Below are 21,031 nucleotides of genomic sequence, written 5' to 3'. Positions count from 1 at the left end.
TCTCCTCCTCCTTTTAAAGTTGTTCCGCCAAAATGTGCAGCAGCTTCCGGAAGCGGTCCGAGAGCGCCTTCGCGGCTTCGCTTGCTTCTGCGGACCTTGCATCTGCGGACGCCTTGTACAGCGCTTGCACACCTTCCGCTTTCGACATGCACAGCGCTGCGGCGAATTCGCCCTTCACGGCGGCCTCCTCCCTGGCGAACATCAGCGCGCCCGAGTCCGGGCCCGCTTGCGAAACGACGCGGACGGAGTCCGTTATATACCGGGCGGTCAGCGCCTCCACCCCCTGCTCCACGCTCTCGATATCCGCCAGCGAAATACGGTGGGCGGTCTTGATGCCCGCTTCGTCCGTCGCGACGAGCTTTACGCTTTGCTCACCGTTCAAGTCCGCGATCATAAAAACGAACGCGACCAGATAGATGCCGTAAGCGTTTACCCCGCAGCGCCGGGCCAACACGTCAAGGGAGCGGCGGGTATCGGCGGGAAGCAGCACCGACACGGTCTTGTATTCATCGGGGTTTAAGCGCCGCGCCAGCTCTCCGGCCAACGTCTCCACCGTCGGATACGCGAATAAATCGGCGATGCTCACTTTGTTCGGATACATATTCTCGATTTTACCGTGAACGCTCATGAGCGAGATCGAGTCGCCGCCGATGTCGAAAAAGTACTGCTTGATGCCGAAGCGATCCATACCCAGCACCTCTGTCCAGATGCGGAATATTTGCTTCTCCAGCTCCGTCGACGGCTCGACGGGCGCTTTGTCCGCGAGCAGGGCAAGCTCCGGCTCCGGGAGCAGCTTGCGGTCGACCTTTCCGTTCGCGGATAGCGGAATGCTATCAAGAAACGTACAGCGGGCCGGAATCATATAGCCGGGCAAATGGGCGCTAAGGTGCTCGTACAGCGATTCCCGGTCCGCTTCCGGCAGAGCCCCGCCGCGAACGATGTAGGCCGCCAGGTACGTCTGGCCTGCTGCGTCCTTTTTGTCGATGACGACCGCATCTTTGACGCCTGGATGCTTCAGCAGGAGGTTTTCGATCTCGCCGAGCTCCACCCGATAACCGCGAATTTTGACCTGATGGTCGCGCCGGCCGAGAAATTCGATATAGCCCTCTCTCCGCATCGCGCCGAAATCGCCCGTGCGGTACAGCGGGCCGAACTCGTGATGAACAATGAACGATTGCTTCGTCTTGTCCTCGTCATGCAAATACCCGGAAGCGAGGCCCACTCCCCCGATGTAAAGCTCTCCCGTAGTGCCGACCGGACATATCCTTCGCTCCTCATCCAGCACATACCAGCGCTGATTGCCGAGCGGAACGCCGTAAGGAATCGATTTCCATTCGCCGGGCACTTCCGCAACCGGGTAGTAAATTGACCAGATCGCCGCCTCCGTCGCGCCGCCCAAGCTGTACAGCGATGCAGTAGGAAATATTCCCCTGACCGATCCGGCAAGCGGCAAAGGTATCCAGTCTCCGCTAAGCATGATGACTCTCAGCTGCGAAAGCGGGCTCCTGTCCGAAGACAGATGATCCAGCATCGCATTCAGCAAAGCCGGAACCGAATTCCAGACGGTGGCGCCGGCCTGAGCGGCGGTGCGCAGCAGGGCGGGCATATCCCGCTGGTTGTCGATGACGATGACGGCCGCTCCGGCCGCCAGCGCCCCGAACCAGTCGTATACCGACAAATCGAAGCAAAAAGAGGAGATGGCCGGTATGCGGTCGTTTTCTCCGATAGCGAACCGTTCGTTAATATCCAGTATCGTATTGGCCGCTGCCCGGTGCGTAATCACGACGCCTTTCGGCGTCCCCGTGCTGCCGGACGTGTAAATGACGTAGGCCGTATCGTCAGGGCGGCTTTCCGCGGCAAAAAGGGGCTGTCCGGGAAGCTCCGGCTCCAGATCCAACTCCCGCACCTTGCCGATAACCGCCGCGGCGTCGATCAGGCTGCGGCACCCGCTGTGGCCGACGATATAATTCCGCCGCTCCTCCGGATATTCCGGCTCCACGGGCACATACGCGGCCCCAACCATCAGCGCTCCCAGGATGAGCGCAATCGTGCTGCTGTCGCGGCGTCCCAACACGCCGACAAAGTCGCCGCGCGATATGCCGCACGAGCGCAAATATATGGCAAACTGCCGCGCAAGTTTGCTCAGCTGCCCGTAAGTCAGCTCCTGTTCGCCGGAGATGACGGCAATCTTGTCCGGCTGCCGTGCGGCCCGCTGCGCGAACAAGCCGTCCAGCGTGACGGCCTGCGGCAGCGGCCTCGCCGTTTCGTTAAAGCGGGCGTACAGCTCGGCTTCCGCCTGCGGGAGCCGGATGCCGCCGGCTGCTCCTTCATTTGCGGCAAGCCGCTCCACCCGGTGCATGAACGTTTCGAACATGCCGGACATCATGTCCTCATCGAACAATTCCGCTGCATAGTCCCAGCTCAACTCGACAACGCCGCCGCGCTCGGTCAGCTGAAAGTCCAAATACACCTGAGAGGTTTGGCTTACTCTCATTTTCACGTCTCCGGGAACGTCGCCGCCCGAGCCTCCGGCATGAAAATCCTGGGACAGAAGGCTCGTGAACACGAACGGCATCATCGCCGCTTTCGGTTTTTGGCGGATTTTGGCCAGCTCCCGAATCATCTCGGTACCGTCGAAGTGGCGGTGTTCAAGCGCTTCCAGAATGGTGCGGTGAACATGCTTCACCTTGTCCCAGAACGCGAGGCCGGTGCCCAGATCCAAACCGAGAAGCATGAGTGACGTAAAATCTCCGACCATGTTCGGGATATCAGGGTGGAACGGATAACGGTTGAATACGGTCAGGTTGATAGCCAGTCTGGGCTGATTGGACCAATAGGACAGCACATCGGCGTATATCGCGCAAAAGACGGCGGACGGCGTCACGCTGTGCCGGGCGGACATGTTTTTGAAACGCTGCCACTCCGCCGCCCCCAGCATCGCGCCGAGCCGCCGGAACGTCGGTTTCGCTACGGTCCCCGGTTCCCGGACGAGCGGCACGGAAGGCGGCTCCGGGAAGCTGTCCAGCTTGCCCAGCCAGTATGTTTTGCTTGCTGCATACGTATCGGAGCGCCGAAACGCTTCGTAGGCTTGCATATAATCGCGGAATGTGAACACCAGCGGCGGAAGCTCGATGTGCGGATGCAAATACGCCTGCATGATGTCATTCTCGATGATTTGCATGCTGAGGCCGTCCGCGATCAGCACGTCGAAGCCGATGCACAAATAGTGCGCGTCATCGCGGATGCGGAACGCCTTGATTTCGAACAGCGGCCAGCGTTCGGGCCGGAATACGTCGTGCGACATTCTGCGGCGCTCCATTCCGATGCGTTCCTGCTGCCGCGCGTCGTCCAGCGCCCGGATATCCTCCGTCTCGATCCGGTAGTCCGGGACGCGGTCCAGCACTTTTTGCTTGCCGCTCGGCAAAATGACGCAGCGCAGCATGGGATGACGCCGCACGGCCTTGTTCAGGCTGTCGTTCAATTTTGCCGGATCGAGCCTCGTTTCCAGCTCCGAGTAGGCATGGGTCGAAACGCCGCCCATCTCGAAATAGTCGCTGCGGCCCATGTAGTAAGCGCGCTGCACCTCCGTCATCTCAAACGGCTCGGCGAGCTTGTCCGGTTCGGGCAGCGCCGCCGGATACACAGGAGCCGTCCGGTTGTCCCCAAGGTTCTGTTCGTCGAGCCAGGACGCCATCCGCTCAATCGTCAGCAGCTCCATAAACACCGTCGGCTTCATCTCCGCGCCGAACTGCCTGTCAATGCCCGCGATCAGCTTCATCATGGAGATCGAGTCGCCGCCAAGCTCGTAAAAGTTATCGGCTACGCCGAGCGTCCGGTAACCGAGCACGCGGCTCCATACCGCGGCCGCGCCTCGTTCGGCAGCGGAATAGGCGCCGTCAAGCCTGCCTTTCAGCTCGACATCGGGCAGGCCGCCGCCCTGCTCCACGATCTCCTCCAGCCGCGTACCGGCCGCCTCGGGGAGCCGCTCGCGCAGCAGCTCATCCCGCGTCTCGTCCGCAAACTTGAACGCTAGCGTATCGAGCATGCGGACGATGTCGGCATCGCGATTGAACTGGCCCGCGATCAGCCTCGGCAAGCCCGCGGCCAACGCCTGTGCGAAATAGTGGCCTGCATGCTCGCCCGACATCACCTTGAAAAGTGTGTACTGCCCGTACAGGCGCGCATATTCGGGTTTTCCGGCTCCGAGCACACTTGTAAAAAACGTCTCCTCCCACGTCGACCAGTTGACGGCGACCGTCCGCTTGCCCCGCGCGTTCCGCTCGTCCGTGAACGCGTCCAGAAAGGCGTTCGCGGCCACATAGCCGCCGACGTTGTTTCCGCCCGTCAGCGTCATCACCGAGGAGCAAAGAACAAAAAAATCAAGCGGGTCCCGGTCCGTCAGCTTGTCCAGCAGGCGGGTTCCGGCTACTTTCGGCGACAAATCCTCACACAGCGTCTCCATCGTCAGGGGCGATTGCACCTCGTCGTAGCTGCGCACGATGCCCGCCGCATGAATGACGCCCCGGATCGGGCCGAACCGCTCGCGGATGTCCGCCAGCGCAGCGCTTAGCGAGCGCTCGTCGGCAATGTCCGCCTGCATGCAGACGACCTCCGATCCTCCGGCTTCGATCTGCTCCATAAGCCGCATCCGCTTGTAGAGCGTTTCATGTTTGCGGTCCATTTCGTACTCATACCGCACCCGCTCCCACGAAGCCTTCGCCGGAAACGGCGACCGGTTCAGCAAAACGATGCGCACGGAGCAGCTTGCGGCAAGCTCCTTGGCAAGCTGCAAACCGACGATGCCGACGCCTCCGGTAATGACATACGTTGCTCCGGAACGGATCGGAACCGCATCAGCCGCCGGCTGCCCCGCCGAGTCCAGCAAGGCGATCCGCTCGACATAACGGCGGCCGCCGCGCAGCGCGCTCACATAGTCGTCCGACGGCTTGTCCAGCTCGTCGAACAGCAGGTGCGCGGCGGAGCCGCCGTCCCAGTCGATGCAGCGGCATGTTGACCCGGGAAGCTCGTAGGAGACGACTTTCCCATAGCCGAAAAAGGCGGCAAATTCCGGACGGACGACCGCTTGCCGGGCCGCTTGCTCGGCCAACACCCGGTAAGCCTGCGGGGCGATAAGCGTCATTCGAAGCGGGCTTTTCCAACCGCCGCCGCGCAGCGCCGAGACGAGCAGGAACAAGCTGAACAAACCGTCAGCGAGCTTATCTCCGCTGCCACGCGGCCCCTCCGCAAGATCGTCCAACGCGGCAAAATGGACGACGCCCGCGACGCCGAGCGGACGAAGCCGGTCAACTAGGCGTTCGTAATCGCCAAGCGTCCGCCCGACGGTAAAGCGTCGCTCACCGGTTTGGGCGAACGCATGTCCAAGTGTCACCTCGACCCATTTGCTGCGGTGCGCGTTGTGCCGCTCGGCATACTGTTCGGCAATGCCGCCGGAATCCATAAACACGACCAAGGCTCCGTTCGGCGCGGTGGCGGGCTGATCGTTGTCGGCCTGCCGCCATTCCGGAACGAACAGCTGCGCTTCTGAAGAAAAAAACGAACGATACAGCTGATTACCGCTCATCTCCAGCCAGCAGCGATTGCGCAAAAACGGATAAACCGGCAGCCGCGTCCTGACGCGCCGCTCTCCTTTATAAAGCTTGCGCCACTGCACGTCCGCTCCCGCCGTATACAAAGCGGCAATTTGCCGCAGCTCCGCTTCCGATGGCGGCAGGGCGTCCGCAAGCAGGCCCGCCTCGGCTGTCGCCCGCTCGGCGTCCCGCTCCGAGGCGGTGACGACGCCCGCATAAATGCCCTGCCCGGGGAGCGCGGCATCGCCATCGCCGTCCAGCAGCAGATCGGCGGCGATCCGCAGCCGCTCCGCAAGCAGGTCCGAACCGTCGGCGATCACAGCCAGCCGGTATTTGTAATGGCCCCGCCCCGTACATGCGCCATGGCACACATCGTCAAAAGCCGCCGCAGGCTCCTCGCGCAGCCATTCGATGTACTGCTCCGCCAGCTTCACCAGCGAGTGCCGCGATTTGGCCGACACCGCAAAAATGCGCGGCGCGGACGATTCCCGCGACGCCGGAAGAGCCGGCGCTTCAGGCGCTTCCTCCAGCACGACGTGGCAGTTCGTGCCGCTGATGCCGAACGCGCTGACGCCGCAGCGGCGCGGCTCGCTCCCTCTTGGCCACCTGTTCAGCCTGGCGTTCATATGGAACGGCGAACGGTGAAGGCGGATTTTCCGGTTCGGCCTGTTAAAGTACAAGCTGGCCGGCAGTTCCTCGTGCTTCAGGGACAGCACGGCTTTGATCAGCCCGGCCAAGCCCGCCGCGCTGTCCAGGTGGCCGAGATTCGATTTGACCGAACCGATGGCGCAAAACTGCTTATTGTCCGTATATTTGACGAACGCCTTCATCAGCCCTTCCATTTCGATCGGATCGCCCAGCTTCGTCCCCGTCCCGTGCATTTCGATGTAGGAAATCGTCTCGGGGTGCACGCCTGCCGCTTTCCAGGCCTTTTCGATAACGGCGGCCTGCGCATCGGGATTCGGCGCCGTAATGCCGTTCGAGCGGCCGTCCTGATTGATCGCCGAGCCTTTGATGACCGCATAGACGGCATCTCCGTCCTTGAGCGCCTGCGGCAGCGGCTTGATGACGACCACCGCCACGCCTTCGCTGAGCGTCGAACCGTCGGCCTTGTCGTCAAAGGTGCGCGTGCGGCTGTCCGCCGATTCGATACCGAGCTTATGCTGGCGGCGCACCGGCACAAGGTTCAGCCGGATGCCGCCGACAATCGCCGCGCTGCAGTCGCCGGCCCGAATCGCTTTGCATGCCTCGTGAAGCGCGACCAGAGAAGAGGAGCAGGCCGTATCGATCATCATGCTCGGGCCGTGCAAATCCATCGCATAGGCGACGCGGCTGGCCATCATGGAAATGATATTGCCCGCGGCCGCGAGCGCCGCCGAATCGGGCTCCAGCTCGCCGATCAGCCGTTTGTAATCGTACAGCTCGCTGGCCGAATAGCCCAAAAACACGCCGGTATCCGTCCCGGACAGCCGTCCGTCGCCATAACCCGCGTCTTCCGCAGCCTGCCACGCGCATTGCAGGAATAGCCTGTGCGCAGGGTCCATCAGGCTCGCTTCCTTCGGCGACAGCCCGAAAAACTCGTAATCGAACGTATCAATTTCATCCAGATAGCCGAGCTCGTCAAACTGTGCGTCAAGCGAATCCTGACGGAGACACCGCTGCAAATAAACTTCCGCGTCGCGCTTTCTGCGGCCGGGAACCCCGGTCACGCAGTCCAGCCCGGCCCGGAGATTGCTCCAAAATTGCCGCACATTGCCGGCTTGCGGAAAGTTCAGCGCCATGCCGACAATCGCCATTTCCTTGGTTGTAACTTCCTCCACTTCGGTCTCGATTTCAACTTGATCCAGCAGTTCGAACAAGCTTTGGCTCAACATCGATTTCCTCCTGAAAGACGGATGCTGTTCCCGTATCGCGCAGCAGCTTCCCGTAATAGTCTTTGCGTTCCTCCGGCGGAACGCGCTTGGTGTCCATAATCAGCATGAGCAGCCGGAGCGCCTCTCTCATCTGCGGAACGGTCGGCGGCAGCCCCGCCGCATCCGCCTCGTCAGCCAGCCGTTCCAACTGCTCGTAAGGCTGAGCCGCGCCCAGCTCATACTCCCGGCTGTCCGGGTTCAAATTTTTGACGCTGACCGCGATGCCCAAACACAGCTCGATAAAATGGTACTGCGAACCTGTCGCGGGCAAGCCTGAATGTGCCGGCGCAAGCCAGGGGAGCTGTTCGGCATCCCCGGCCACGCTGTAAGATACGGCGGCAAAAGGCTTCCCATTCTCTTTGACCAGCATGCTCAGCACCGATTTGGGCCCCATTTCGATAGCCGCATCCACCCGCCGGCTTTCCGCATAATCAAGTATTTTCCGCCATTGCACGGGGCGGACAAGCTGCCCGCCGAGACTGGCGGCAAGCTCGCCGGCATCGCGGTACGGAGCCGCCGTGACGCCCGATAAGACGGGAAAGCGAAACGGCTGGACGGCGCAGGCCGCCACCGCCTCGGCGAGCCGCTGCGCCGCTTCGTTCATTAACGGTGTATGAAACGGCGCGCTGTTATACAGCGGCGTCGTGACGATATGCGGCTGCCACAAGGCGGCTTCCAGCCTTGCCAGCGCCTGATGCGTGCCCGCGACCACCGTCTGCCGCGGGGAGTTGAAGCACGCGGGGGCGACGATATCATCGCCCGCCGAGCATTCACCGCACAGACGGATCAACTCTTCTTCGTCCGCGTCCTGTACGACCATCATGCAGCCGATATCCCGCTCGGCCAATTCCAGCGTCAGCCTGCCTCTGAGCTCCACGATCCGCAGCGCATCCGCAAAGCCGAGCGCGCCCGAGCATGCCAAAGCGCTGTATTCTCCCAGGCTGTGACCGGCTGCAAAGTCCGGTAAAATTCCGATTTCTTCCATATACACCGAAAAAGCCGCCTTGCACACCGTCAGCAGCGCAATCTGCATCAGATCGACGCGGGACAGATCGCGGAACGTGCCGGAAAAGCACAGCTTTTTAATATCCATGCCGAGCGTGTCTTCAGCTTCTTCAAAGCAGAGGCGCGCCGCCGCCGATGTGTCATACAGCGTCTGCCCCATTCCCGTATGCTGCGAGCCCTGGCCCGGGAAAAACATCGCAAGCCTGGTCATTGCCGCACCCCCGCTTCTTCCACCTGCACATAAGACGGCAGCGGCGGCACAGCGTCCGAAGCGTATTCAAGCAGCAGAAGGCCGCTGTCTCCGCCCGCTTCTTTAAATCCGGCGAACTTGAATGTCATGTACATCATCCGGTTTCTGTCCGTAGGTTTGAACTCCGCCAGCAGCTTTACGCCCCGTTCCCTGGCCATGCGCACGATGAACTGCAGCAGCACGCCCCCTACTCCTCTGGACATCACCCTGCATGACATCAGCAGCAGCTTGAGCGTCCAGCTGTCCGCGCCGCGCTCTACGAGCGCCAGCCCGATTTTGCCGTACGTTCCGTATGTATCCGTCAATTCGGCGACCAGCAGCAGATGTGTATGCGAATGAATGAACGAGGCAAGCTCTTCGTAAGAAAACGTAATGCCGGTGGAATTGAGCTGATGCGTCCGGACGGTCAATTCCTCCGCCCGCTGCAAATCTTCCTCAGCCGCCGGATGGACCGACAGACGCATGCCGAGCGACGCCAAAAACTCTTCCTGCGGCCCTGCGAACGCCATTTCGGCCGTTTTACGCCGCTCGTCCGCCTTCATCATCAGCCTGCGGTTTCTGGAATCCTCCGTGATGAATTTCGGCATCATCCTCGGCATGTCCAGCAGGGAAACGATGTCTCCGGCGTCGATGCACAGCACTTCCGGCAGCACGGAGGCCACCTCGTCGCGCTCGAACGGCTGGTCATCCACAAACGCGATGGCATCCGTCCCGATATTCAATTCGCGGGCGATCGTTTGAATCGACGACGATTTGGCGTTCCAATGAATTTGCGGATATAGAAAAAAGTGGTCGATAGCGAAGCTGCGAAGCGTCTCAAGCGCGTGTTCGCCGTCGTTTTTGCTGGCTACGGACAGTAATATGCCGAGCCGGTCCAGCTCCTCGAATACGGCAACGATGCCCGGCCGCAAACTCACGGTCTCATCCTCAAGCAGCACGCCCGTCCATACCGTTTCATCCAAATCCCAAACTACGCATTTTACCGGTTTTTCCATAAGTCTACCCCGTCTTTCGCCCAGGGGCCGTTTTTCGTTCGACGAATCGGCAAATAGCCTGAACCGACTGAAAGTTTTGAATCTCCAAATCTTCGTTCTCTACCGACAATTCGAACGTCTTCTCCAAAAAGTTGACCAATTGCATAGCGAACAAGGAGTTCACCAGACCGAGCTCGAACAAATGATCGTCATCCCGATACTGCTTGCGAATGTATTTGCCGAGAAACGCCTTGACTTTGCTCTGGATTTCGTCCACGATAATCGCCCCTAATTGTCATATTCGTAAAAGCCTTTTCCGCTTTTCATCCCGTACAAGCCGGCGTCGATCAAAATCCGGTTGGATACGAAACCGGGCGCATCCTGCACCAGCACGTACGATTTCCCCATGCTCGCCAGAAGCTCGTCCGTTATGCGGATCGTTCCGGACAAATCCGATCCATCGCTTCCATCGCTTCGTAAACGGGTTTCTTGATCTCCCACCTTTTCGTCACGTTCTCAATGACGTACTCCGCTTCCGCCAGCACTTGAATATTCGTATCAAAATGAATTCTCTCCATGACCGCGCCGAGCGGTTCGTCCGTTTCGCTGCGCCGGTAAAACGCACCGAGCTTCAGCTCGCGCTCAATTCGCCGTCGCGCCTGTTCCAGCGCCGCAGGCGAATGGTCAATCAACAGCACTTCGTGCGAGCTGGAGGCCAGATTTTGCGCAACCCCGGCCCCCATCACCCCAGCCCCAACAACTCCAACCATCATGGAAAGTTCCCCCTATGAACTCTTTGGATTCTTTGGATTCTATGGACTAAACCCGATTTTCCGCCGTATATACGGTTAATTTCATATGTGCGCTAACCCACTGCTTCACCTGCTCCTTGCTAAAGCGCCCGCCGCCGGATAACCGCCACGTTACGGCCGCCGCCTCCGGACCGGTCTCCCGCCATTCGACCAGCAAATTAAACATCGCCGGCAAGGAGGAATCGGCGAAGGCTTGCCCGCCTTCTTCGCGAATAACGACAAGCGGGCGCAGCGACGACTTCGGCGTCTGGGCCGGGAGCAGGAACGATTCCGGCGCCAGCCAGCGGCCGCCGTTTCCCGCCTTTTGATCGGCGTAAGCGGCCAGCAGGGCGGGCACTCCCTCCATCGCGCGAAAATCGAAATAAAGCGGCTTGATCCTGGCTTGATCCGGGTGCAGCTCATACAAGGTGATCTCATCCTGCCCGGAAAGCTTGTTCAGCAGCAAAGCCAAAGCGGCGACAGCGATGTCGCTCGCCTGAAATTCCCGCTGCGAACCGGCTTTGTGCAGCATGTGCCATACCCCGGCCGGCATCGAGGCTTCGAAAACGGACAGCTCCGCCGAAGCCGCCGCTTCCTCGTCCCATTGCGGTATGACGATCGAGCGAAGCGGAACCTGCTCCATCTTTTCATTGTGCGTCATGCCGCGAATGAACGACGCCTGCTTGCGGATCGTGGCGTTGGCGAACAGATCCGTCACCGCCAGCTTGACGCCGAACGCATCGTTCAGCTGCGCGGCAAGCTGCAAAATGAGCAGCGAATTGCCGCCTGCATCGAAAAAGCTGTCCATGACGCCCAGCTTGTCCCGGTGCAGCACATCTTCCCATATGCTCATAATCCGCTCTTCCAGCTCCCCTTCCGGCACGGCGGCGGCATTTCCGGCGGGCAGCGCGCCGGCTTCCGTCTCGCGAAGCGCATGGCGGTTGATTTTGCCGTTAGGCATCAGCGGCATTTGATCCAACTGCACGAATTGTTCGGGAATCATATACGACGGCAGCTTTTTCCTTAAAAACTCGCGAATGACGACGACCGTCAGCGCGGAAGCAGCCGTAAAAAACGCCCATAACGCATCCTCGCCTCTTGCATTGGCACGGACGATGACCGCAACCTCGCGGATTTCCGGCAATCGCACCATGCCGTTTTCGACTTCATTCAGCTCAATCCGGTTTCCTCTTATTTTGACCTGGTGATCGACCCGCCCCAAATAGCGGATCGACCCGTCCTGCCGCCATGAGGCCAGATCCCCTGTCCGGTACATCGTAACGCCGGGCTCCAGCGGGTGCTCGATAAACTTGTCCCGGTTCATGTCCGGCCGATTCCAATAGCCGTAGGAAACGCCCGCTCCCGCGACGCACAATTCGCCGATCATGCCGAGCGGCTGGAGCATGCCGTGATGGTCCAAAATGTATGGCCGCATATTCATCACCGGCCTGCCGATCAACACCCGCTCCGTATCCGTTGCGAACGGAATGCGGTAATGGAGCGTATCGTCGCAGCATTCGGTTTGCCCGTAGGCGTTTACGAGCTGAATCCGGTAATAGCTGTAAAACCGATTCACGAGCACGGGCTTCGTCTCTTCCGAAGTGAGCGCGATTGCTTTTAGCCGGGTCAAAGGCAGCACCGGCTGTCCCTGTTCAAGCAGGCGGACGTAGGCGTTCAGAACGGACGGTATCAGCTCGATGACGGTTACGCCGTCCTCCTCGATCCGTGCGAACTGCTCCAGCGGATCGCGCTCCACCTCCTCCGAATAGACGACAAGCTCCGCACCCGCAAACAGCGGAGACAATATTTGCCAGATCGAGGCAACTACATTTACGCTGAAATTGCTGCCGACCTTGTCGCTTGCACCGATGCCCAACTCGTGAATTTTGGCATAGGCGTGGTTGACAATTCCGCGGTGATGCAGCATCGCGCCCTTCGGCTTACCCGTTGAGCCGGACGTGTAGATCATATACGCGACGCTCTGCGGAGACGAGGCGTCTGGCGTCGCCGCCTCCGCTTGCTCCGCGCTAGCGGAGGCAGCCGGCCTGCCGGGAGCGATCGGCAGCACGGTGCCGTCGAAGCCGGCGGCGGCATCCGCTTCGTCCAGCACAAGCATGGCGGCCGAGCGGCTGTCCTCCAGAATCGCAAGCGTCCGTTCGGCCGGATGGTTCCGGTCGAGCGGCACGCAGATGCAGCCCGCTTCCAGGATGCCGAGGACGCCCGCGATCATCTCCGGCGACCTGGGAACGTACAGGGCGATCCGCTCCTGCTCCCGCATGCCGCTCGCTCTTAGCATGGCGGCGATGCGCAGCGCCTGTTCCCGCAGCTGCCCATAGGTCAGCAGCCGATCTTCATACCTGATGGCGGCCCGCTCAGGCGTTTGGAGCGAATGGCGCCATATCAGCTGCGGAATCGTCTGTTCCGGACAATCGGCCGCCGTATCGTGAAACAGCTTGCCGATCTCCGCTTTTTCCTCAGCCGTGACGAGCTCCATGCCGGCCATCGGCAGATCGGCCCGCTCCATGAATCCGTCGATCATTCGCCGGTAGCGAAGCGCGAGAAGTTCGATTGTCTCCGCGTCATAAAGCTGCGCGTTGTAGTGAAAATCAATATGAATGCTTTCTTGCAAAGACACCTGCAGCGTCAAATCGAAATTCGTTTCTTCGTGCACGTACGTTTTGCTTACGCGCAGCCCGTCCGTCTCAGCAAGACTTCCCCGCCCCAGCGGGTAATTTTTGATGACGATCACCGAATCGAACAGCAGGGTGCCGCCGCCCATCTCGCTGTAGGCCGACAAATCCAGCAGGGGGATGGAAGCATGAGCCTCTTTGCCGGATAAATCGGCTGCGGCTTTTCGCAAATAATCGACTGCGGTATCATTCGGTGCAGACGCAAGACGAAGCGGCAGCGTTTGGATAAACAGGCCGACCATGTGCTCGATTCCCGCAATTTCGGGAGGACGGCCTGATACGGTCACGCCGAAGCAGACGTCGCTCGTATTGTTGTACTTTTGGAGCAGCGCCCCCCAAGCTCCGTAAAACAGGCTCGCCATCGACAGCTGCCGCTCCGAGCAAAACCGGCGCATCCGGGCCGTCATCGGCTCGCCGAACGCGCAGGCTACGGAAGCGGCGGACGGCGCATCCGCGAGCTTGGGCCGATCCGGCGGAATTACCGAACGCTGCCGCAAGCCTGCCAAATACGCCCGCCAATACGATTCCTGGGCGGATTTATCCCGTTCGTGCAGCCATTTGATGTAGCTTTTGTACGGCGTTTTCCGCTGCATCACAAGCGGTCGGCCGCTTTTAAGCGCATGATAGCCCGTAAGAAATTCCTGCAAAATAACGCCAAGACTCCACCCGTCGATGAGCATGTGATGATAATCGAGGAGCAGCTCGTATTTGTCCGCAGCCCGTTTGCACAGCAAAATACGGATCGGAGCCGCGCTCACGTCGATCCGGTCGTTCAGCCTCGCTTCGCGGAGAGCCGTCAGCCTCGCCGGCATGTCCTCTTCCGGTACGCCGCTTAAATCGGTCTCGTCAATCGGAATGTCATGCTCGCGTTTAATAATTTGCACGGCCTTGTGGCGGTCGTTCCACCGAATGACGGTGCGCAGCATCTCGTTGGCTTCCGCCAGCTTTCTCCACGCTCCGTAGAAAGCCGGAATGTCCAGCCCGCCTTCCATTTCCAGACCCGCCTGCTCGCAATAAACGAGCGCCTCTTCGCTTTGCAAATAATGGAAAAGCATACTTTCCTGCATCGGAGTCAGCATCAGAATATCCTCGACCTGCTCCCTGGCTATCGGCACAGCATTTGCCATCTGGCTTCCCCCTTACTCCAGCAATTCGATTAGTCCAAGATGCTTTTCGTAAATAAAAGCCACATTCCGGTTTTGGATAGCGGGGGCGGGACTTTTGCCCGATACGACGAGCGCGCCCAGACCGCTTAACCGCTCCAGTTCCGCATCGATGCTTTCGACATGTATGCAGACGTGGTAAACCGTCGCACCCGCCCGGCGCAGCAAATCGTACACCGGAGAGCCTTTGCCGGCCGGCTGTATCAGCTCGATCGTGTAATCCCCCTCTACAAAACAAACCAGCACTTGTCTGGCAGAGTCCTCCACAACCTCGCGCACGACGCAGCCGCTGCCGAAAAGCGCCTTAACCGACAGGATGGCAGCTTCGATATCGCTCACGACCCATCCGACATGATGAACCTTTCCGATATGCATCCACCCTGCTTTCTAGATCATTTGAAAAAACGACACAAGTCGGTCGATGCCGGTATGATACTGCTTGCTCGAAAACGAAAGGCGCAGCGCCCCCGGCAGGCCGAAATCGGAACCCGGAACGGTTGCAACGCAGCAATGCTCCATAATTTTTTCCGCCAATTCCAGACTCGTCCCGATGCCGTGAACTTTCATAAATTCCGTGCATTCCAGCACGATGTAAAATCCGCCTTTGGAATAAAGCGCTTTGACAAGCGGCACGTCCTTGAACCGCTCCAGCGTATAGTCGCGCCTGTCTTTGTAAAGCGCCTCCAGCTCCTTTACGTCCTCTTGGTGGCGAAGCGCCTCGATCGCTCCGAATTGGACGACGGGGTCGAGCGTCAGCAGCGTATGGTGCTGAATGACGGTCAGCGGCGTTACCAGCTCGTCGGGAACGATGCAGTAGCCGACGCGTCTGCTGTACATGCGGTACCCTTTGGAAAACGCGTTCGTCGTAATGAAGGTCGAAGCCGTATTTTCGAGCTGCATGACCGACTCCCCCGGCTCGTCGAAACAAATGTTGGCGTAAATCTCGTCGTTAATGACGACCGCCTGCCCGCCTACGATCGCATCGATTTGGTACAATTCCTCACGGGTCAAAATGTTGCCGAGCGGGTTGCCCGGCGAATTGATGACGACGACCTTCGTGCGGGCGGAAAAATTTTGTTTAAAAGAGTCCACGTCCAGCGCCATGGTCGACAGGTCGATGTTGTAATATTTGACGGTCGCTCCGGCCAGCAGGGCGCTGAAATGATACAGCGAGTAATACGGATGAGGAAGCAGCACTTCGTCCCCTTCCTTGAGCAGCACCTGGAACAGGTTGCGGAACAGCGAGCTCGTGCCGACGCCGATCACGAAGTTTTTCGGCGGAATTTGCAGTTGGTAGCGCTGCGCGTAATGAAGGGACAGCTCCTCCTTCAGCTCGGGCAATCCTCCCGGGAATACGAGCGTGCTTTTGGAAAAATTGCGCATGGCCCCGACCATGGAATCGGTAATTGCGTCCCGGACGGGAAGCTCGGATTTGCCGAGCGTCATCCGTATCACTTCTTTGCCCTCTTTCTCATAGTCGTAAGCCATCTGGTCCAGAACGAACATCAGAAAGCGCTCGTCGTGGTAGCGGATATTGTCTTTCACCTGCAGCATGGTTTAGCCCTCCTTAAGGTTTTCTCTTGAAAGAAAAAAACTTTCCGTTCCCGTCTCTCTCATCAGCTGCTCGAAGCGCATGCGGCGCTCGTCCATCGGCGTTTTTTTCGTCTGAAACACGGAGTGCAGCATATCCAGCGCCCTCGCCATTTCTTCCTCGCTTGGAAGCCTGTCCTCTTCATCGAGAGCGAGCTGCAGTTGATGCACTTCTTTGTAAGGCTTGGACACGCCCGCCTCGTATTCGGCCGTATTCCAGTTCGAATTCGGCGTGCATACCGCGATAGCCAAGCAGCGGGAAACGAAGGACCGGGGTGAAGGCGCATCAATCCGCGTATGGCGGAACATGAGATGCAGACGCTGTCTGTCCTGCTCTTTATCGTAGGCGAACAGCTTCATGGCAGGGGCCGCCTGCCTCAACAGATTGAGGGCGACGGCCGATGGGCCCGTATCGATGCATAAAGCGGTCCCTTGCTCGATCATATACCGCATCGCCTGCACCCATTTGACGGGGGCTGTCAACTGCCGTTCGAGCAGCCCGGCGATGGCGGATTCATCCTCGTAAGGCGCAGCGGTTACGGTGGATACGACCTGATATTTCAGCGGCCGGTACACGATCCGCTCCAGCTCTTCCCTGAATCCGGCAGCGGCGTCCTCCATCAGCGGACTGTGAAAAGGCGCGCTCACGTTCAGCTTCACGATCCTCGCCCCGCTCCCGCCAAGGCGCTCGGCGCAGCGCTCAACCGCCTCCCGGTGACCGGAAATGACCGTCTGCTCAGCGGAGTTGTAATTGGAAACAACCGCGATGCAGCCCGGGCCGCTCGCTTCGGCGCACGCCCGTTCCACCGTCTCCGCATCGGGGCCGATCACCGAAATCATCGCCCCGAAACCCGGAGCCGCCGATTGCTGCATCAGCTGCCCACGGCGGCGGACGAGCTTCACCGCCGCATAGAACGGAATCGCTTTCGCACAGGCCAGCGCCGTAATTTCCCCAAGACTGTGGCCGGCCAAAAACGCCGGTTCCAGGCCTGTCTCCTGCTGCAGCGCCGCAAACGCCGCATAACTGGCGGCAAGTATGGCAGGCTGGGCGTTAGCCGTTAAGGTCAAGCGGTCATCCGGCCCCTCTTCGCTTAAGCGGAGCAGATCGAAACCGGCCGCATCGCTCGCCTCCGCATAAATGGACTTCGCAAAGGCATACCGTTTCGTCAAATAAGCCCCCATCCCGACGTACTGCGCTCCTTGTCCGGGAAACAGGATGCTTGTCCGGATCATCATCATCTCCCCTTTCATTAGTCAAGCTCTTGCAGCGTCGAGACGAGCAGCGACGTGACCTGGCTTTGCAAATCGTGAATGAAGAAGTGGCCGCCGTCAAAAACCTCGAACCGGCATTCGCCAGCCGTATACGCTGTCCAGCCCCTCATATCTCCGGAAGTTAACGGATCTTCCTTGCCGTAAAGTACGGTCATTCCGCACTGAACGTGACGGCCCGGTAGCTGCCTGGGCGGATCGTCATTGTGCGCATGCAGATCCGCGCGGATGATCGGCAGCATAATTTTCATTAAATCCGGCCTGTTCCCGACTTCCTCGGGAAGTCCCCCCAACAGCCTCAATTGCTCGATCAGCTGCGGATCAGCCAGATGGGGGTCGATGCGGTAAGGCTTGGGCTCGTGCGGGGGCAAAACCCCCGAAACGAATATATGATGAGGATTCGGCAAATCCGATTGCTCCAGCTTCTCGGCAAGGCGAAAAGCCATGGCCGCCCCGAGGCTGTGGCCGAACAAGGCGTAATCGGCCTGGCCGATGCGCTCCCGGATATCCTCGAAGGCGTGCTGAATCAACCGCTCCATCGAGCTTAAGAGCGACTGGCCGAACTTTCGTCCCCGGCCGGGGAGCTCAAGCGGCTGAATGCGGATCGCTCCGCCCAGCTCTTGCTCCCACTTCTTGTAAATCGACGCCGTCGCGCCGGCATAAGGCAAGCAAAATAAATTCATTACGACCTCCTTTGGAGCGCGTATTGTTCCGCATGCGTAACTTGACCGAACTCCAGCTTGAGCACTTTGTCCGCCAAATGGAAATACCGGTCGTCGTGAGTGATGGCGATCACCCCCTTTCCCTGCTGCTTCATCCTTTTGAGCAAATGGGTGTAAAAATAGTCCCTGTACTCAGGGTCTTGATCGGCCGCCCATTCGTCAAACAAGTAGAACGGCCTGTCGTCCAAGTAGCACAGCAGGAGCGCGAGTCGCTTCCGCTGACCTGACGACAATTTCGTCGTGCTGAAAAGGCCGTTTCGAATTTCAACCTTGTCTTTCAGCTGAAGCAGGTGCAAATATTCGTCGATCTCTTGTTCCCTGCCGGCCACATTCAGGCCGTATATCCGCTCGAATAAGTGAAAATCGCTGAACACGACGGAGAACAACTCGCCAAGCTCGCTTGCTTCGGCAGGTCTGCCATTCACCTGAACCGCACCCTCATCAGGAGAGCTGAGTCCTGTGATCACTTTCGACAGCGTCGACTTCCCGCTGCCGTTGCCTCCCGTAATAAATACGATCTCGCCCGCGCGAAACGTATAATCGACGGGCCCGAGCTTGAAAGCGGCGCTTCCTCCGCCGGGGTAATGATAGACGACGCGCTCGAGCGACAATTCAGTCACAGTATCGGCAATTTCCGCTTTATCCCCCGCAGGAACGCTTTCTTTACGCCCCGCTTGTACGCTCAGTTCGTCCAGCAAAGCGTTCACGCGTTTCCAACTGATGCGGATGCCGATCATTTGCGGGATGGCGTTCAGAACGCCGTTGATCGGGCCGGTCATGTACAGAAACACGAATACGTAGTTGCGAAGATTGGCGCTTCCCATCTGTTTGAATATTTGCGGAAACAAAAAGGCAACGACCCCGATGACGACGGTAAACATCAGCTCGCCGATCACGTACACGTCCGCGAACATCAAGTCGCCCTGCGAACGCTTGTCTTTATAGAGCCTGCTGTTGCCCTCCATATCCTGCTGAAATTCGTCCCGTTTTCGCGCATGGAGCGAGAGCTCTTTGAACCCTTTGATCAAATCGTCCGCAAATTTGAAAAAAACGTTTTGAATATCCCGGGTAATTTCCCATAAACGATTGACTCTCGCCGAAACGGTATAAAAGATCGTGCCCGCCGCCAAAATGATGGCCGTGGAAATAAGCAAGCCGTACACGTTAAGAAAACCGAGATAAATAAAGCAAAACAGCAGCGTAATCACGCTGGTAATCCCGGAAATGGCCATATTGATCGAATTGGATATCGTCTCCGTATCGCTGATGAGCGCTGCGTTGACTTTGCCCGCGTCCATCCGCTCCAGATTGGCATAACGGCTGGCCAGCATACGATCGACAATTTCCATTCTTTTCTCATACAGCATCTGATTGGCAAAACGCACCATTTGGGTGCGAACGATTTTTTGGGCATAGACGTAAAATAAAATTCCCATCACAAAATACATGAACAGCGTCGTCGGAAACTTCTCGCCCTGCTGAAACGACTGATTGATCATGAACACGATAAAAGCGTTGCCGAAACCGCTCAGCAAACTCATCATGACGATGGTCAGCACCGGCTTTTCCCGGGGCAGCGGGTATAAGCGGCATACCATAACGTAACAGGCATACAGGATCATAAGGACAGCGAAGAGCCGAACCGCAAGCAAAACCGCAGGGGACGCCCACACTTCGACAAAGCTCCACGGCAGCTCCCAGAACAACAAATTGGGCAAAAAATAGAGGCCCGTCAAGCAAACCGCAAGCGAGAATGCGGACAAAAGCGCCGCAACGAGCGTTTCCCTGCCGATTCCGGCAAACGAACGATTGCCTTTGACGATCTCCATGCCCGTCTGTCCGTACGAGTACAAAAGCCCCGCGCCCGCCAGGAAGGCAAAAACGAGCATGCACATCGCGACCCGGTCGATTTGCGTATAATAGTCGACCGGGTTTTTCTCCGGTTTTTGGCCGAGCATGAGGTCCATAACGCCTTGGCCGATCTTGCTCGTCAAATCGGAGTTCATGTTCGCCAGAACGGCTACGCCAATCTTTTCTTCGGGCCTTAGCACGATGTACGAAGAAAACGTCGGATTCGTCCCGCCGTGGCTCCATTCGCCTCCGCCCTTTTGATAGATCGCCCATCCGGCTCCGTACGACGAACCGTCGCCATTCGGCGGGACGGTCCGGTCGGGGATGTGCGAGCGGTCTATCAGGGAGCGGTCGAACGAGCCTCCTGCCGCCGTGCCCATCTGCAGCATCATCCAACGCGCCATGTCCCCGGCGTTCGAAATCACATAAGCTGCCGGCGTATTGCCGCTGAACGGCGGCGCATCATACGGCCTGGAGGACAAATAGCCTACTTTAAAGCCCTGCGAAGGCTTGGCCCCGGTCACGTTGCCGTACCCGGCGAACGTATGCTTCAGCTCCAGCGGACCGATCACACGGTTTTGCAAATACGAGTCGAACGGCTCGCCGGCGACCTTTTCCACGATAAGCCCAAGCACATCGTAGTTAATCGTGGCGTATAAAAACTGTTTGCCCGGCGTCTCGGAAAGTTCTGTCCCGATCAGCGTCCGGACCGTTTTTTCCAACATGCCGCTTCCATCGTCCTGCGGAAGAAAGCCGATCGATTTGAACGGAACTCCGCTTGTCTGGTAGAGCAGTTGGCCGATCGTAATTTCCGGGCTGCCGTTTTCGAAATTCACTTTAAACCAGGGCAAATAGCGGCTGACCGGATCGCTCAGCTTGAGCTTCCCCGCTTGTTCAAGCTGCAAAACCGCAAGCCCCGTAAAAGCTTTCGACAGCGACCCCAGCTCGAACAGCGTATCCGCGCCGACAGCCTGCCGCCGCTCCGCATCGGCGTAGCCGAGATTGCGGTTGTAGACGATTCCGCCGCTATCGACGACGATGACCGACATGCCCGGAATGCCGCTTTCTTTCCACTTGCCGTCGATCCACGTCCCGATCGTATCCGCAGGGAACGCCCGGTCTGCGGCAGCCGCCGGCCAGAGAGCGATCCACAAGCCGGTCAAACACAGACAAAACAACAACAACAACAGTGTCCGTATGAACGACATTCTTTTTTTCGTCATAA

12 protein-coding genes are annotated in these 21,031 nt (G+C 58.8%); all 12 read right to left on the bottom strand.

What is annotated here, in order from left to right; translation table 11 throughout:
- Nucleotides 1-13 precede the first annotated feature (13 nt).
- Genes AC3G2T_RS17590 through AC3G2T_RS17535 form a run of 12 tightly spaced genes read right to left on the bottom strand, consistent with a single transcriptional unit; the run spans nucleotide 14 to nucleotide 21,029 of the window.
- On the bottom strand, nucleotides 14-7,462 hold the full coding sequence (locus tag AC3G2T_RS17590) for an amino acid adenylation domain-containing protein (protein WP_488436357.1): 7,449 nt from the start codon (nucleotides 7,460-7,462) through the stop codon (nucleotides 14-16).
- Nucleotides 7,422-8,717, bottom strand: coding sequence for an ACP S-malonyltransferase (locus AC3G2T_RS17585; RefSeq protein WP_488436356.1), 1,296 nt, complete (start codon nucleotides 8,715-8,717; stop codon nucleotides 7,422-7,424). Before AC3G2T_RS17585 ends, AC3G2T_RS17590 begins: the two co-directional genes overlap by 41 nt.
- Nucleotides 8,714-9,751, bottom strand: a complete 1,038-nt coding sequence (locus AC3G2T_RS17580; RefSeq protein WP_488436355.1) for an HAD-IIIC family phosphatase — start codon at nucleotides 9,749-9,751, stop codon at nucleotides 8,714-8,716. The genes AC3G2T_RS17585 and AC3G2T_RS17580 overlap by 4 nt, the downstream gene beginning before the upstream one ends.
- A gap of 4 nt (nucleotides 9,752-9,755) precedes the next feature.
- Nucleotides 9,756-10,007: an acyl carrier protein gene (locus tag AC3G2T_RS17575; protein ID WP_474681217.1), complete on the bottom strand. Its 252-nt coding sequence runs from the start codon at nucleotides 10,005-10,007 to the stop codon at nucleotides 9,756-9,758.
- A gap of 11 nt (nucleotides 10,008-10,018) precedes the next feature.
- Entirely contained in the window at nucleotides 10,019-10,180 is a 162-nt protein-coding gene (locus tag AC3G2T_RS17570) for a hypothetical protein (protein ID WP_488436354.1), read from the bottom strand.
- Nucleotides 10,159-10,503 carry a 3-hydroxyacyl-CoA dehydrogenase NAD-binding domain-containing protein gene (locus tag AC3G2T_RS17565; protein ID WP_488436353.1) on the bottom strand — a complete coding sequence of 115 codons (345 nt, stop codon included), beginning with the start codon at nucleotides 10,501-10,503 and terminating at the stop codon, nucleotides 10,159-10,161. Before AC3G2T_RS17565 ends, AC3G2T_RS17570 begins: the two co-directional genes overlap by 22 nt.
- Before the next feature lie 46 nt (nucleotides 10,504-10,549).
- Complete coding sequence (locus AC3G2T_RS17560) at nucleotides 10,550-14,338, bottom strand: non-ribosomal peptide synthetase (protein ID WP_488436352.1); 3,789 nt, start codon at nucleotides 14,336-14,338, stop codon at nucleotides 10,550-10,552.
- A gap of 12 nt (nucleotides 14,339-14,350) precedes the next feature.
- Nucleotides 14,351-14,749 (bottom strand): VOC family protein, encoded by a 399-nt coding sequence (locus AC3G2T_RS17555; protein ID WP_488436351.1) that lies wholly within the window; start codon nucleotides 14,747-14,749, stop codon nucleotides 14,351-14,353.
- A gap of 12 nt (nucleotides 14,750-14,761) precedes the next feature.
- On the bottom strand, nucleotides 14,762-15,928 hold the full coding sequence (locus AC3G2T_RS17550; protein WP_488436350.1) for a pyridoxal phosphate-dependent aminotransferase: 1,167 nt from the start codon (nucleotides 15,926-15,928) through the stop codon (nucleotides 14,762-14,764).
- A gap of 3 nt (nucleotides 15,929-15,931) precedes the next feature.
- Complete coding sequence (locus AC3G2T_RS17545) at nucleotides 15,932-17,215, bottom strand: ACP S-malonyltransferase (protein WP_488436349.1); 1,284 nt, start codon at nucleotides 17,213-17,215, stop codon at nucleotides 15,932-15,934.
- A complete protein-coding gene (locus AC3G2T_RS17540; RefSeq protein ID WP_488436348.1) occupies nucleotides 17,215-17,916 on the bottom strand; it encodes a thioesterase II family protein in 702 nt (233 codons plus the stop codon). Before AC3G2T_RS17540 ends, AC3G2T_RS17545 begins: the two co-directional genes overlap by 1 nt.
- A complete protein-coding gene (locus tag AC3G2T_RS17535; protein ID WP_488436347.1) occupies nucleotides 17,916-21,029 on the bottom strand; it encodes a cyclic peptide export ABC transporter in 3,114 nt (1,037 codons plus the stop codon). The genes AC3G2T_RS17540 and AC3G2T_RS17535 overlap by 1 nt, the downstream gene beginning before the upstream one ends.
- Nucleotides 21,030-21,031 lie beyond the last annotated feature (2 nt).

The organism is Paenibacillus sp. sgz302191 (genome assembly GCF_057749925.1).
Note: the sequence above shows the minus strand (reverse complement) of the source record. Positions and strands in the feature narration are given on the sequence as shown.

What these genes read in the sequence shown, in the direction of transcription:
- AC3G2T_RS17590 (WP_488436357.1), bottom strand. Translation starts at nt 7,462, where the DNA reads ATGTTGAGCCAAAGCTTGTTCGAACTGCTGGATCAAGTTGAAATCGAG.
- AC3G2T_RS17585 (WP_488436356.1), bottom strand. Translation starts at nt 8,717, where the DNA reads ATGACCAGGCTTGCGATGTTTTTCCCGGGCCAGGGCTCGCAGCATACG.
- AC3G2T_RS17580 (WP_488436355.1), bottom strand. Translation starts at nt 9,751, where the DNA reads ATGGAAAAACCGGTAAAATGCGTAGTTTGGGATTTGGATGAAACGGTA.
- AC3G2T_RS17565 (WP_488436353.1), bottom strand. Translation starts at nt 10,503, where the DNA reads ATGATGGTTGGAGTTGTTGGGGCTGGGGTGATGGGGGCCGGGGTTGCG.
- AC3G2T_RS17560 (WP_488436352.1), bottom strand. Translation starts at nt 14,338, where the DNA reads ATGGCAAATGCTGTGCCGATAGCCAGGGAGCAGGTCGAGGATATTCTG.
- AC3G2T_RS17555 (WP_488436351.1), bottom strand. Translation starts at nt 14,749, where the DNA reads ATGCATATCGGAAAGGTTCATCATGTCGGATGGGTCGTGAGCGATATC.
- AC3G2T_RS17550 (WP_488436350.1), bottom strand. Translation starts at nt 15,928, where the DNA reads ATGCTGCAGGTGAAAGACAATATCCGCTACCACGACGAGCGCTTTCTG.
- AC3G2T_RS17545 (WP_488436349.1), bottom strand. Translation starts at nt 17,215, where the DNA reads ATGAAAGGGGAGATGATGATGATCCGGACAAGCATCCTGTTTCCCGGA.
- AC3G2T_RS17540 (WP_488436348.1), bottom strand. Translation starts at nt 17,916, where the DNA reads ATGAATTTATTTTGCTTGCCTTATGCCGGCGCGACGGCGTCGATTTAC.
- AC3G2T_RS17535 (WP_488436347.1), bottom strand. Translation starts at nt 21,029, where the DNA reads ATGACGAAAAAAAGAATGTCGTTCATACGGACACTGTTGTTGTTGTTG.